Here is a 14,280-nt window from a genome sequence, read left to right as displayed (position 1 = left end):
CTATTGGTATTTTTAGTTTTTCTTTATTTATAATCTCAGAAGTAAAAAACAAAAATAAAATCTTAAACACTCTACTTTCAAATTCAAAACTTGTCTCTACAATTGAAAGGTTCAAACAGTCAAATTCTAATTGATTCTATTTTCTCATTGACTTAAATTTATTTTAAAGTCTTTAAGGAGTAGGGATGTTCTAAAATTCTTGCAAGTTGTATAATGTATGAATAAAATGAGCTTACTTTTGATCGTTATCCTAAGGACATAAGTCCGAAGGATCTCCTCTTTTATTGTTATTTGAAGGTAAGAGGAGGTAATAAGAGATTCTTTGCTCGGCTGCAGAATGGCGACGTTGATTTTTGCAAGCAGTTTCTAAAAGGAGTATAGATATGAATGTAATAATTTATGGATCTTATGGTTTTGTTGGTAGATATATAGTTAGAAATCTGTACAATAAAGTTAATCTTATTTTGCCCGCAAGAAATATAAAAAAAATTCAGGAAGTATTTAAAGATTTATCTTTAATAAATTATGTTCAAATAAACGAAAATGACATTCAAGAACCTATTTATAAGTTTAATCCGGACATTGTAATCAATCTTATCGGAATACTCACAGAAACAAGCAATCAAACATTTGAAAAGGTTCATTTTGAAATAACAAAGAACTTAGTAGATGCAAGTAAAGCCGTCGGTGTTAAGAAATTTATTCAGATGTCTGCCCTTGGTGCTGATGTTAATTCTAAAAGCAGATATCTAAAAACCAAGGCAATGGCTGAAGAGTATATTATAAAATCCGGATTGAATTATGTCATTTTTAGACCTTCTATTATTATTGGAAGAGAGCAAAAACTGTTTGAAGATTTTAGATTCTACAGCAAGATAACTCCAATATTTATGGCTCCCTATGACGCAAAAGTGCAGCCTGTAAGCGTTTTAGACGTTGCAGATTGTTTTGAAAAGGCTACTATTTCTGATATAAAAAATGAGATTTTTGAGCTGTGCGGTAATGAAGTTATAGATTATGTGGAACTTTTTAAATTTGCCTTAGATTTTACAGGTGTCAAAAGAGTTGTTATGCCTGTGCCAAAGAAAACATTTAAACTACTTTTACCAGTATTCTCTTTGATGCCTAAGCCTATCATGACTTTAGACCAGTATTATATGCTTGAAAAGGACAATGTCTGTAGTGGAAGATATAAAGGAGTTAAAGACCTATTAGGTTTTGTAAGAGATTGAAGAAAGGATTTTTAAGATATATTTGGTTTTGGTTCAGATATATAATATCCTTGTGAATAATCTATTCCCATTTCTACAACTTTATCAAAAACTTCTTTTGAATGAACAAATTCAGCAATAGTTTTAATACCAAGTTTTTTTGCAAAACCAACTATCGTTTCAACCACCATTTGAGAGTTTTTATCTGTATCTAAATTTTTTATTAATGATGCGTCAATTTTTAGATAGTCAACATCTAAGTCTAAAATGTGTGCAAAATTAGAATATCCTGAACCAAAGTCATCTATTGCAATTTTACAACCATACTCTTTAACATTTTTTATAAATTGAGAAACTTCTGCATAGTTTTCTATTCCTTCAGATTCAAGGATTTCAAAAGTAATTTTAAATTAAATTATTATTTTTGGTAATTCCTCAATTTATTCCACCTAAACATTTATATAAACTATCGTCAATATTATCCCTAAAGTTATACCTAAATTCAAGCTCTTTTAGATAGTAGATAAAATTGTCCTTACTTACACCATGAAATTTTAGTAGTCTCTCCTTTGCATAACTCCAAAATCCTTCTATGCCATTTATATACACTTTACCATTTGCAAACTTTACACTTTTATCTATTCTCTCATGCTTAAATCCATACATCACAAGACTATCATAACTTTTGAATTTATCTGTATATATCAAACTTCCTCTCTTTACTTTCTTTATGGTTTCTCTCAGTAGTGTTTCAGCAGACACATCCTTTACTATCTCAACTTTGACTTTTCCATTTCTCTCAAGAATTCCAAACACAGGAATTTTATTCTTTGCTCCTCTTCCTCTACTGCCTTTCCTTTTTCCTCCAAAATAGCTTTCATCTATTTCTACTTCTCCTGATAAAAGCTGGTCATCTTTTGAGACAAATTTGTATATACATTGTCTAAGTTTTGTGTAGATCTTGTGCGTAGTATTGTAAGCCAAATCAAGCTCTTTATGTGATTTATGAGCTGGAACTTCAAGAATGAATAGTTTTACAGCCAATATGAATTTAGAGAATGGAACTTTTAAATCTTCAAGGATGCTATCTTTTCTAACACTCCATTCTATTTTACATTTATAGCATTTGTAGAAGTTTCTTCTAATTTTACCAATGTTTTTGGCATGACAGAAAGGACAGCTATCAAATGTTTTAAGTACGCCTCTTTCTCTTAAAAATCCCTCTGCTTTTTCTTCAGATGACGCTATTTGTAGTAATTCTACTAAATTCATGTTTTACCTCCTATACTACTTATTATAGCATAGGTGGATTATTTTGAGTAATTACCAAATTTTAATTTCTCAGTTTTTAACTTTTAATGTATAAATAAGCCATTACAACAAAAAGAATCACAGGTACTATGAATAATACAAACTTTACATTTCTTTCGTATAAAGAATAAATTTTATCTAACATATTGGCTCCTATGGATACAGTTGTTCTCCGGTTTCTGGGTCATATATAAATATTGCTTTTACAGGACAAGCTTCTGCTGCTCTAAAAATGTCCTCTTCTTCATCTATAGTTAAATCTAATATAGCTTCTTGTCTTTTTAACTCAGAAACTTTTGCAAAAAGCTCTTCAATGTTATCTCCCGGCTTTACTATCACCGCTTTATGTCTTTTGTCTAAGACTATATATTTTGGTGCTTCTGGTACGCAGACTCCTATTCCTTCGCATAGAGTTCTATCAACTACAACTTTTAATTTTCCCATTTTTATTCTCCTTTAATCAGAATATCTTTGTTCTTTCCAAGGGTCGCCTAAAATATGATAACCTCTTTGCTCCCAAAAACCCGGTCTATCTTCAAGCATAAATTCTATTCCGGCTACAAATTTAGCACTCTTCCAAGAATAAAGCTTAGGCACTATCAAACGTAGCGGATAACCATTATCAGCCGGAATTGGTCCGTTAAATAATTCATAAGCAAAAATCACATCTTCATCAAAAAAATACTCAATTGGAACATTAGTTGTATATCCATCTAAGGAATGAATCATTACAGATTTTACGTTTGGATTTATCTTTACAAGTTTTTTTAATTCATTTACATGAAAACCTCTCCAAACGACATCTTTACAACTCCATCTTGTAACACAATGAAAATCCGCTACAAGCTCAACTTTTTCAAAAGAGAGAATGTCATCCCACGTTAAAACTACCGGCTCTTCTACTTCTCCAAATATTTTTAACCTATAAGATTTTAAATCTGTTTCCGGAGGGTCAGATATTCCAAGTATGATTAATCTTTCCGTCCAATGCTGACCCGGTGGTAGCCTATCTTCTCTAAGGTTTATTGGGCTAATTATCCTTTTCACGCTCATCTCCTATACATTTTGGACATATACCGTTTAGAACAATATCAACACTTTTTACATTAAAAACGTCTATAATTTTATCATTAATTTGTAAACTAATAGCGTTGAAATCAATATCATAAATACTGTTGCATATTTCACACTTAAAATGAAGGTGATTATCGGTTCTCGCGTCAAATCTGCTTTGCTTACCATCATTTAATTCTAAGATTAAACCTTCATCTTTTAGTATTTTTAAGTTTCTATAAACTGTCCCAAGACTTATGTTTGGTATAATTTTCCTTGCTCTTTCATAAATCCAATCTGCTGTTGGATGTATATCTGTAGATTTTAATATTTCATATATAACTTTTCTTTGGTTGGTACTTCTTCTTTGCAATGAAACCACCTCTTTATCCTGAATTAAATATAATAATATATGTTATAAATTGTTTTCAAATGATTTAAACCATATTTGGAGATAGAAATTGAAAATAAAGATTAAACTTTTATTTATCTTGTTTTTTATATACTTTGCAAAGGCTGAAGAAAGGATAATATCCAATTATCCTTTACCAAAAAATAACGGTGAAGAAATTTTAAGAATAACAAATGACCTAAATTATGTGGCTAACCTCTTTGAATTAACAAACGACTTTGAAAAGATAGAAATTAAAGAGGATAAGATATTTCTTACAAGAAAGCCATTTTTAAAAAGCATAGACATAAAAGGTAATAAATCTTTTTGGAAAGATGAAATAGCAGGAATTACAGGTTTAAGAATAAATAGTGCTTTAGATAGTGAATCCTTAAAAACAATTCCACTTAGAATTAGACAGTTTTACGCAGAAAAAGGCTATTTATTTGCAAATGCAAGCATATCAACCAAATTTGATGAAAACGGTAATGCGTTTGTAAGACTTAACATAGATGAAGGGAAAAAAGTAAAGTTAAATGATGTAATATTTTTATCAGACCAAAAAATCTCAGAAGAAGATAAAAATCAGCTTTTAAAAGTTCTAAATCTAAAAAAAGGGGATATAATTTATTTTGATAAATTGCAAGAATCTATAGAAAAACTTAACGAGTACTTAAAAAATAATGGATATTTTGAATCCTTTGTTGTTTTACAAGACATCGAACAAGTGGATAATAATTTTGCCAACATATACATACTCATAGACTTAGGAAGTAGGTATTTTATAAACTTCGCCGGTAATAACAGCTTTGACAGTAAGCAATTAATGAATCTTTTAACATTTAAAGAAAATGGATTTAATTATAATGAACTTGACCTATCAAAAGAAAATCTTATAAATTTCTATAAATCTAATGGGTTTTTAGATGTAGATATAATAACTCAGATAGAAGAGCAGGAGGAAAATCAAGGGTCAGCTGAAAGACCTTATATTAAGATAAATTTTAATATCAACGAAGGCAAAAGGTATAAAGTAGATAAGATTTTTATAGATACAGACTATGAAGAGATAAAATCAGAGATAAGTAAATTTGCAGGCAACTTTTATGATAAAAACAAGCTTTTAAGCTATTTACAGGAGCAAGAAAAAAAACTCTATGAAAATGGATATATATCAGCAAGTTATAAGGTCGAGGAGATAAAAGATGAAAACAGGCTTACGTTAAAAGTAGAATTTAAAAAAGGAAAAAAATATATCCTTAAAGAAATAAAACAAAAGAATCATTCAGTCAAAAAGGATTTTAAACTGCCAAAAATCTATAATCCACAAGAATTATTAGATTTACAAGATGAATTTAAAGAAAAGGTAAGGGAAGATGGGTACTTGGATGCTGAGGTATTACTTCAGACTGATTTGATAGAAAATAACGATAGAATTGATGTTATTGCTACATATGATTATAATCTTGGACAAAGATACAGAAACGGTTTAACATTTGTTTATGGTAGCTTTCATCTCAGCCCAAATGTAATTTCAAAACAATTTCCTAAGAAAGAATATTTTGAAAAAGAAAATTTTGATGTATCCATGAGTAGATTATATGAATCAAGATTGTTTGACTATGTTAATCCACTGCTTCTTCCTCAAGAAGAAAGAAAGACAGTTGACAAGGCAATTTTCGTTCACGATGATAAAAGAGGATTAGTGCAAGGCAGTGTTGGCTATTCAACAGACCAACAATTTAAAGCTTCTGTTGCTGTCATACTCAGAAATTTATTCGATTACGGTTATGAATTTTCTACTTATGTAGAACGTTCAAACTTTCAAACAAATTATAGACTTTCCCTTGGAAATAGGTTGTTTAAATGGAATTTAAGCGGATTTGCTTCAACATTTCTATTTAATCAATATCATAGAGATTATGATTTAAAGAGCTCAGGCTATGACTTGTTTCTTGAAAAAAGAAATAATAGATGGGTTAAAAGTAATTTTAGATTAGAAAGGAAATACAACGTCATCACAAATGAAGGAATATTTACACCACTGAAAAATTATAAAGTGATAACTGCAAGTTTTGGATTAACAGACGACCATAGAAACAATAGAATTAACCCATCAAGCGGATATTATGGTATTTTAAACTTCAAAACAACGTTTGGAGATGTTAACTATCAATCTTTAGAGGGTTCTTTTAGATATTACAAAGAATTTTTAGACTTTTTTATCTTTAGTCAAAGATTTTCTACCGGTTATTCTTTCAAAAGTACAAACGCCCTTCCTTTGGCTGAAAGATACTTTCTTGGTGGTATTGCAAATATGAGAGGTTTTGGCTTTGAAGAATTATCAGGAGAGCAAAAAATTGGCGGAAATAGCTATTTATTAATCAACAACGATTTAAGGTTTCCGATATATCAAAAATATAATTTATATATCTTAACATTTTTAGACCTTGGAAATGTATACACTAAAAGCAATGAATATAGAAATCCTTATTTTAGAAAAACTGCCGGAATAGGTATTTACGTTCCAACGCCTGCAGGAAGTTTAATATTTGACTATGCTAAAAAGTTAGACGCAAAACCAAATGAAAATAAGTATAGAATAGAGTTTAGCATTGGCTTAGATTTCTGATAAAATATAATTGGAGGCTAAAAATGTTTGGCATAGGATTCCAAGAGTTATTAGTTATATTAGTTGTAGCTTTAATAGTTTTAGGACCCCAACGACTTCCGGAAGTAGCAAAGTCCTTAGGTAAGTTTTATAGAGAGTTAAAATCTGCTGTTGATGATGTAAAATCTTCAGTTGCAACCGACCTTAAGTCTGTTAAAGAAATAGAATACGACATAAAATCTGATATAACAAAAAAGTTAGAAGAGCCGGTAAAAATTGATTTTGAAAAAGAGTTTGAAAAAGAAATAAAAAAATCTGAGCCAGTAAAAACTGTTGAAAGAGAGAAGATAACTTTCAAAAGAGAAAAGAACGACGAGGATAATATAAATGGATAACCAGCTTCCTGAAGCACCACTAACAGAGCATTTGGCAGAGCTAAGAACAAGGTTAATTAGAATTGTTTTAGCTGTCATTATTGGAACGGTAGTAGCCTTTACAAAAGCAAATTATTTATTTGAAATTTTAAAAATACCGCTACTGAAAGTTGATCCAAACTTAAAATTATACTTTTTATCTCCAACCGAGCCATTTTTTACCGCATTTAAAATTTCATTTCTTGCAGGATTTATTTTAGTTTCTCCCTTCGTTTTCTATCAAATTTGGAAATTTATAGAACCTGCATTGTATGAGCATGAAAAAAAACTTGTTTTTCCTTTTGTCATTTTTACTACACTATTTTTTATCATAGGATGTTTATTTTCATTTTATTTGGTCCTACCTGTCGCAATTGGATTTTTTATCAATTTCGGTAATATCCAACTTGGAGCGGAAGCTATCTTTTCAGTTAAGGAATATATATCTTTTGTCCTTAGAATGATTTTAGCTTTCGGATTGACTTTTGAACTGCCGGTTGTATTATCTTTATTAGCAAGACTTGGGTTAGTAACACCAGAATTTTTGGTAAAATCTCGTCCTTATTTCATAGTTTTATCTTTCATTATTGCAGCAATAATTACACCTACACCGGATGCAATCAGTCAATTAATGCTTGCCATACCTTTGATATTATTTTATGAAATTTCCATTCTTATGGCAAAATATTTATATCCAAAAAGCATGAAGTATAAAGAAGAGATAGTTTCTATTAAAGAAAAAATAGAAGCATAAATAATAAATATAGGAGGGAAAAATATGGAAAACATATACTTATGTAAAATTCCTATATTTGACAAAAATCAAAATTTAGTTGCATATGAAATAAAGTATGATTATGAAAATGAAGATTTTAAGCAAACTGTTAAAAAACTATATTCGTTAATCTCGGATATAGACATTGTATCAATTTTGTCTGGAAAAGAAGCCTTTATAAAAGTAACTTCAGATATCTTAATATTTACAGAATTTTTAAACTTAATACCAAAAGAGATATTTACTATTACGATTGACTATACAAATCTTAAGTCTAAAAATGTTCAAGAAAAAGTTAAAGAATATAGAAATGATGGATATAGATTTGCAATAGATTTAGATACTTTAGAAAATATTGATATTGATTTTTTAATATCTTTTTCAGGTTTGTTTAACTTTGTATTTATTGATGTTTCTGGCATATCTGATGAAAAAATAAATTTAATTCATAATTTACGTCAACTTCCATTTACAATGATAGCCAATAATGTAGATAGTTTGTATGATTTTAATAAAGCAAAAGACCTTGGATTTGAATTATTTGAAGGGGAGTTTTTTAAAGAACCTGAAAAATTAGAGTCGGATACCGATGTTTTTAACAAATTAGATACTTTTAAAATAATTAGGTATGTACATGAAGAAGATAATTTAAATGAAATTGCAGAAGCAATTAAAGCTAATCCCGAAATAAGTGTGGCATTATTGAAATATGTAAACTCTTCATTTTTTTATCTAAGAAGCCCTATAACATCAGTCAATAGAACGGTTATATACTTAGGAAAGAAAAACCTTATAAATTGGTTGATGTTAATATCTATGATGTCAGTATCTAATAAAGATACAGATAGGGAGGTAGTAAAAGCTGCACTTTTTAGAGGAAAATTTATGGAATTGTTAAGTAAAGAAATAAATAATGATATAAACATAGCTGAAACAGCGTTTTTATTTGGAATTTTATCCTTTGCAGAAAGAATCTTCAAAGCCCCGCTTTCGATAATTCTAAGACATCTAAATTTAAGCGAGGAGTTAGAAAAAGATATAAAAGAAGGAAGGGGATATTTTGGAGAATTATTGTCTTTAGCAATAGCTGTAGAAAAGAATGATAAAAATAAAATTAAAGAATATGTTAATAAACTTAATATTCCAAAGGATAGAATAGCTGACATTACGATACAAAGCTATGAATGGGTGGAAAGTTTTACAAAGTTAGTTTAGGTGGTAAAAATGGAATTTAAATTTTCAGAAGACAAGATTGATATTATCTTTGGTAGACTTTTAACATATGCAGAGAAAAATTTTAAATCTGCAATATGTAAAGAAACATTTTTAAAAATCAAATACTTAATAAAAGATGTATTGGAAAATAAAAATAAAATTTCCCAACTTCAGGAATTAGGTTTTGACCTTGCTAACTTAGGAATTATTTTTAATGAAGCAATATCAATTTTTGATTTTTTGAGAAAAAACTTTATAGCACACCTACCAAACACTATAGATTTAAGAGAAGCAAAAAGAATAGAAAGACTATTCGAAGAAATGGAAAATGAACTATCCTTGGGATATTTAAAAGATGAAATATCCTTATTAAAGGATAGGTTAGACTTTATGGAAAAATATATAATAACCAAAGAAATTCATCCACTACTTGCCAATCCATTTAAAACTCATATCCATTATTTCAAAGATTTTTTAATATCAATAGAAGAAAACAAAGCATTCAATAGCGTTTCTCATGAAAACTGCTATTTTAGCATGTGGCTTAAAGAAATAGGGAAAGATTATATTAATGAAGTAAATCTTATGAAAGATTTAAAACACCTGCACAATAATTTTCACAATCTAATTGAAATTGCAGAAAGCTACAGGAAAAACAAAAAATTTAAAGACCTTTACTTTATGATTTTAAATATTCAAAATATAGTGATTTGGATAGGAAATGAATTTTTGTATTTAAACACAAAATTCATAAAATCAGAAATGTCGATAGACCCTTTAACGGGAGCTTTTAATAGAAGAAGTTTTGAAACAATTATTCAAAAACTTTTAGAAATTTCCCAAATAACCGATGCTCCCATTACACTTGCCATGGCTGATTTGGATTACTTTAAAAAAATTAATGATACTTTTGGCCATCTTACTGGAGATGAAGCTTTAAAACATTTTGTAAATATTATAAAAAGAAATTTAAGAAAATCTGATTATGTATTTAGAATCGGCGGAGAAGAATTTTTAATTTTACTTCCAAATACAGAATTAAAAGATGCTGTAGAAATTGTAGAAAGAATTAGGAAAGACCTTGAAGAAAACCCGCTATATTTCGATGGTAAAGAAATAAAAATAACTGCAAGCTTTGGCTTAGCTGAAGTAGATAAAAATAAGTATATTAATGAAATAATAAAAGAAGCAGATGAAAAACTATACAAAGCAAAAGAGCTAGGAAGGAACAGGGTAGTAGTTTAAAAGTAAATTTTTGTTCATAACTTGAAGTGAGAAATCTAAAAGATTACAAGATTCTTAAATGCAACTATAGGATGTAAAAAGTAAGAAAGTTAGAGTTTAATGAATGTAAGTAAAAAATCCGAAAGCAAGGTGTCTATTTAATTTGTTATCCATCGCTTTTCACTTATTCTGAAAGAATTTTCCAAAAATCAACATCTTTGTTCCGAAGTCGGCAAGAATCTCATTTTGCCTACTCTTCCTTTCAAATAACAATAAAAGAGAAGATCTTTCAACCTTCAGCTTCAGGATGGCTGACAAAGATTAGCTTACTTTACACATAAATTATATAACTTGGAGGAATCTTAGAACACCATCACTTCTGAAGGCTTTAGTATTATCAAAATTCCCGATTTCTCACTCGATTTGTGGCTTATTTATCGAAACTTGATTATGAAATTATTCATGTTATCTCTAAAGCTATAGCTTATTTTAAAACCATACTTTTCACATATTTTTTTAACTATAGATAATCCTAAACCGAGTCCTTCTGTGGTTCCAGCACTGTCTTCTCTGTAAAATTTTTCAAATATTTTTTCAGGTTTATTTATAGATTTCCCTGTATTTTTGATTTTAATTTTTGATTTATCGAATTCGACCTCTATTATTCCATTTTTTTCGTTATATTTTATTGCATTTTCAATCAAGTTAGAAAAACATACTTCCATGTCTACGTAATTGGCAATTATGTTTATTTGATCTTTTTCTGAAAATACTATCCTTAAATTTTTTTCTTGAATCTTATTTTCAAACTTAGCTAAAACATCTTTTACGAGATGGTTTATATTAATTTCCTCAATCTCTTTTTTATCAACAGATTTTAAAGCTTCTACGTTTGCTAGTATATTTTGAATATAATCAAGATTTTTCTCTATCTGATTTATATTATTTTCAATATTATGAAATTTTTTTGCTTTCATCAAATAAAAATTGGTTTTGATAATAGTTATAGGTGTTCTTAAATCATGAGAGATTATATTCAAAACATTTTCAAGGTTTTCTTTATTTTTCTTGATTGGTTCTAAAAGTCTTCCAGAAACTGAGTAAGCTAAAAAGCCTGATAGCATTATTACAAGGGCGATTGAATAAAAAATCGATTTTTTTAGCTTTTCCAAATCGTTTTTAAGATAACTTTCATCTTTGCCAATTACTATGAAGTATTCTTTTTGAGATTTGTATTTATAACCATATAAAATTAAACTTCCGGACTGATTTCTTCCTTCAAAAATTTTAATATTTTCTGGATTTATTGATTTTTTTTCTATGTGAAAGTTATTTAAGTTATTTATGCAGAGTTTTTGATAATCTGTCAAATTGTATAGACAAATAAAAGTATTTTCTTCCATAGATAATTTAAATATTTGAGAAATATCTTTATCGATAGCATCAATAACCTGAATTAGTTTTAACTTAATATCATCTTCAATCTCAACTAATTTTTGATTTTCATAAGAAAGGTATATAGAGTACGAAAGAATAACTGCAATCAAGGATATAATAAAGGTAAGTAAAATAGTTATCTTTATTCTGACAGTTTGGAATTCGTCTAAATGAAATTTATTCAATTCTGTATCCAACACCTTCTATTGTCTTTATAATTTTCTTGTCTGGGTCTATCAATTTTCTTAAGTTTTTTATATTTGCTCTCATTGTTTCCCTTGAAGGAACTTCCGTTATTTCCCAACATTTACTTAGCAGAGTTTCATAGCTTACAATCTTCCCTCTATTTCTTACTAATTGCTCCAAAATACAGTATAGCTTTGGAGTTAGTTCTACGAATTTTCCAGCTTTTTTAACAACTTTGTTTTTTAAATCTATTTCTAAATCATCTATTAAAACTATATCTTTTTTTTCAGTAGACGCTCTTCTTCCAATAGCTCTTATTCTTGCAAGAAGCTCATCAACATCAAAAGGTTTTGTAACATAATCATCCGCTCCTAAATCAAGCCCTGTTATTTTATCTTTAGTTTGGTTTTTTGCAGTAAGAATTATAACTGGCGTATATATTCCTTTACTTCTAATAGTTTTTAATACCTCTAATCCATCAATATCCGGAAGCATTAGATCTAATATAATTACATCATAACTTGAATTTTCTGCAAAATTTAAAGCCTCTTTTCCATCAAAAGCTGAATCTACTATATAACCGTTTAATTCTAAAACTTCTCTAATTGTATTATTTAAATCTAAATTATCTTCAACTAAAAGTATCTTCACATTATCCTCTCTAAATATTTACTTTTTATATATTTTATGATATCATCTTTATTTTTAAACACTTCTTTTAGCTGTTTTTCTAATACATCTTCCAAAATATTCTTAAACAGCTTTGATGGTTCTAAGCCAAGCTCTATTAAATCTTCTCCTTTGATTAACGGTTTTTTCTCTACTTCAAAAATTTTTATTATTTTTTTATATCTGTCTTCATCTACCAAAGTTAAAATAGCCGGTAAGTATTCTAAATTTATTTTCTTCAAAATTTTGTAAATCTGAAAAATGTCTTCAAGCTTCAAAATCTCATTAAAATCTTGAACAAATTTATCGCATAGTTTAGCTTCTTTACCAAAATGATACAGTTTAAGATTCTCATATATAAGCTCTGTTGGTAAGTGAGATAAAAGGACATATAAAAAGTTTGTTGTTTTGCTGTAATTGTAAGGTTTTATATGCTGGAGTAAAACTAAATTATCTGTAAGTTTTTGTAATAATATTTCTTTTTTTGAGTCAATATGTGTCTGAGTAAATATTTTATTTAAGACTTTATACTTATCATAAAGCTTTAGTATCTCGATAGCTTTCTCTTCTTCAAAGGCAAGGCTCAATTCTAAATTTATTCTTCCTCTCGGTGCGACCAATAACAATCCTTTTTCAACGCTATAAGTTAAGAGTTTTTCAGTGTTTTTTTCTAACTTAAAGTTAAACCTTCCTGCAAACCTCAATGCTCTAAGAATCCTAATTGGGTCTTCTACAAAACTTAAAGAGTGTAAGATTCTGATTCGTTTTTCTTTAATATCTTTTATTGCATTAAAGTAATCAATCAGAACTCCATAGTTTGAGGATGTGATTTCTATGGCAAGGGTGTTTATTGTAAAATCTCTTCTGTATAGGTCTTCAAAAAGTGTTGCTTTCTCAACTCTTGGATATGCTCCCGGTGATTGGTATTCTTCTTTTCTTGCTGTTGAAAAATCAAGTTTTAAACCATTTTCAATTATTACTTGGCCTGTCATAAATTCGTTGTAAATATAAAAAGTATAGTTTTTATCTTTTACATATTCTTTTATTAAAGTAGGTGCATCGCCTTCAACAATGATATCTACGTCAAGATTTGGGCGATTTAAAATAATATCTCTCACAACTCCGCCGATTATAAAGCTTCTATATCCAAGTTTTTGTGATAACTCTCCAATCTCCTTAAACTTTTCTATTAGTATTTTTGGAAAGAATTTCTCAAGCTTTTGTTTGAAATTGTATGTTTTTAGATGATAATGGGTTAAATTTTCTTCCGGAATATCTTTTAAAAGCTGTTTAATTATATCTTTTTTGTAAATAACACCTATATATTTACCGTCTTTTATCACCGGGAAAATTTCGCTATTTATATCCATCAATTTTTTTAACTTTAAAATGTTTAGGTCTGAGTAATTGATAACATACCAATCTTCGGCAAAAGTTATTGCTTTTTCTTCTGTTAATCCGTGTTTTAATCCAAGTTTAACGGTTTGACTTGTCAAAACTCCTGCATATTTTTCGTTTTTGTCTAAAACAATCATATATTTGTAAGTTTTTACTAAATTTTCTAAGTCTTTAAATTTAGTATCAAACTTTATCTTAGGCAGGTCATCTTTTATTAGATTTTTTAAGTTAAACGGTTCTTTTTCCAACAGAAATATTAAGATTGATTTTATATCCTCGTAGGAAAACCCTGCTATTTGGGTTGATGCGGCGTATTTATGACCCCCACCGTCAAAATGTTTTAAAATTTTATTAACATCAATATTTTCATCAGCAGACCTGCCAAT

14 protein-coding genes are annotated in these 14,280 nt (G+C 28.6%); 6 read left to right on the top strand and 8 right to left on the bottom strand.

Features of this window, described 5'->3' with window-relative positions:
* Positions 1 to 383: 383 nt before the first annotated feature.
* On the top strand, positions 384 to 1,232 hold the full coding sequence (locus SULYE_RS01275) for a complex I NDUFA9 subunit family protein (RefSeq protein ID WP_007545712.1): 849 nt from the start codon (positions 384 to 386) through the stop codon (positions 1,230 to 1,232).
* Positions 1,233 to 1,243: 11 nt separating this feature from the next.
* Here SULYE_RS01275 and SULYE_RS07980 read toward each other — a convergent pair whose 3' ends face one another.
* The 5 genes from SULYE_RS07980 to SULYE_RS01255 all read right to left on the bottom strand — a co-directional run bounded on the left by SULYE_RS07980 (position 1,244) and on the right by SULYE_RS01255 (position 3,948).
* Positions 1,244 to 1,615 (bottom strand): EAL domain-containing protein, encoded by a 372-nt coding sequence (locus tag SULYE_RS07980; RefSeq protein WP_083790675.1) that lies wholly within the window; start codon positions 1,613 to 1,615, stop codon positions 1,244 to 1,246.
* A gap of 31 nt (positions 1,616 to 1,646) precedes the next feature.
* A complete protein-coding gene (locus tag SULYE_RS01270) occupies positions 1,647 to 2,483 on the bottom strand; it encodes an IS1595 family transposase (protein ID WP_007545710.1) in 837 nt (278 codons plus the stop codon).
* A gap of 192 nt (positions 2,484 to 2,675) precedes the next feature.
* Positions 2,676 to 2,966, bottom strand: coding sequence for a ferredoxin (locus SULYE_RS01265; protein WP_007545709.1), 291 nt, complete (start codon positions 2,964 to 2,966; stop codon positions 2,676 to 2,678).
* Positions 2,967 to 2,978: 12 nt separating this feature from the next.
* Positions 2,979 to 3,569, bottom strand: coding sequence for a sulfite oxidase-like oxidoreductase (locus SULYE_RS01260; protein ID WP_007545708.1), 591 nt, complete (start codon positions 3,567 to 3,569; stop codon positions 2,979 to 2,981).
* Positions 3,553 to 3,948 (bottom strand): Fur family transcriptional regulator, encoded by a 396-nt coding sequence (locus tag SULYE_RS01255; RefSeq protein WP_007545707.1) that lies wholly within the window; start codon positions 3,946 to 3,948, stop codon positions 3,553 to 3,555. Before SULYE_RS01255 ends, SULYE_RS01260 begins: the two co-directional genes overlap by 17 nt.
* Before the next feature lie 88 nt (positions 3,949 to 4,036).
* On the opposite strand from SULYE_RS01255, the gene SULYE_RS01250 reads away from it, so the two are divergent.
* The 5 genes from SULYE_RS01250 to SULYE_RS01230 are packed head-to-tail and all read left to right on the top strand — an operon-like array spanning position 4,037 to position 10,225.
* Positions 4,037 to 6,598 (top strand): BamA/OMP85 family outer membrane protein, encoded by a 2,562-nt coding sequence (locus SULYE_RS01250; protein WP_007545706.1) that lies wholly within the window; start codon positions 4,037 to 4,039, stop codon positions 6,596 to 6,598.
* A gap of 23 nt (positions 6,599 to 6,621) precedes the next feature.
* A complete protein-coding gene (tatB, locus tag SULYE_RS01245) occupies positions 6,622 to 6,972 on the top strand; it encodes a Sec-independent protein translocase protein TatB (protein WP_007545705.1) in 351 nt (116 codons plus the stop codon).
* Positions 6,965 to 7,744: a twin-arginine translocase subunit TatC gene (tatC, locus tag SULYE_RS01240; RefSeq protein WP_007545703.1), complete on the top strand. Its 780-nt coding sequence runs from the start codon at positions 6,965 to 6,967 to the stop codon at positions 7,742 to 7,744. Before tatB ends, tatC begins: the two co-directional genes overlap by 8 nt.
* Before the next feature lie 24 nt (positions 7,745 to 7,768).
* Positions 7,769 to 8,980 carry an EAL and HDOD domain-containing protein gene (locus SULYE_RS01235; RefSeq protein WP_007545701.1) on the top strand — a complete coding sequence of 404 codons (1,212 nt, stop codon included), beginning with the start codon at positions 7,769 to 7,771 and terminating at the stop codon, positions 8,978 to 8,980.
* Positions 8,981 to 8,989: 9 nt separating this feature from the next.
* A complete protein-coding gene (locus tag SULYE_RS01230) occupies positions 8,990 to 10,225 on the top strand; it encodes a GGDEF domain-containing protein (RefSeq protein WP_007545699.1) in 1,236 nt (411 codons plus the stop codon).
* Between the two features lie 413 nt (positions 10,226 to 10,638).
* Here the strand turns inward: SULYE_RS01230 and SULYE_RS01225 are convergent, their stop codons facing one another.
* The 3 genes from SULYE_RS01225 to SULYE_RS01215 all read right to left on the bottom strand — a co-directional run.
* Positions 10,639 to 11,841, bottom strand: coding sequence for a sensor histidine kinase (locus SULYE_RS01225; protein ID WP_232178526.1), 1,203 nt, complete (start codon positions 11,839 to 11,841; stop codon positions 10,639 to 10,641).
* Positions 11,819 to 12,478 carry a response regulator transcription factor gene (locus SULYE_RS01220; RefSeq protein WP_007545695.1) on the bottom strand — a complete coding sequence of 220 codons (660 nt, stop codon included), beginning with the start codon at positions 12,476 to 12,478 and terminating at the stop codon, positions 11,819 to 11,821. The genes SULYE_RS01225 and SULYE_RS01220 overlap by 23 nt, the downstream gene beginning before the upstream one ends.
* Positions 12,475 to 14,280 (bottom strand): CBS domain-containing protein (locus tag SULYE_RS01215; RefSeq protein ID WP_007545693.1); only part of this gene is annotated, 1,806 nt, incomplete at its 5' end. The genes SULYE_RS01220 and SULYE_RS01215, both read right to left, overlap by 4 nt.

This window comes from Sulfurihydrogenibium yellowstonense SS-5, assembly GCF_000173615.1.
Lineage (GTDB): Bacteria > Aquificota > Aquificia > Aquificales > Hydrogenothermaceae > Sulfurihydrogenibium > Sulfurihydrogenibium yellowstonense.
Note: the sequence above shows the minus strand (reverse complement) of the source record. Positions and strands in the feature narration are given on the sequence as shown.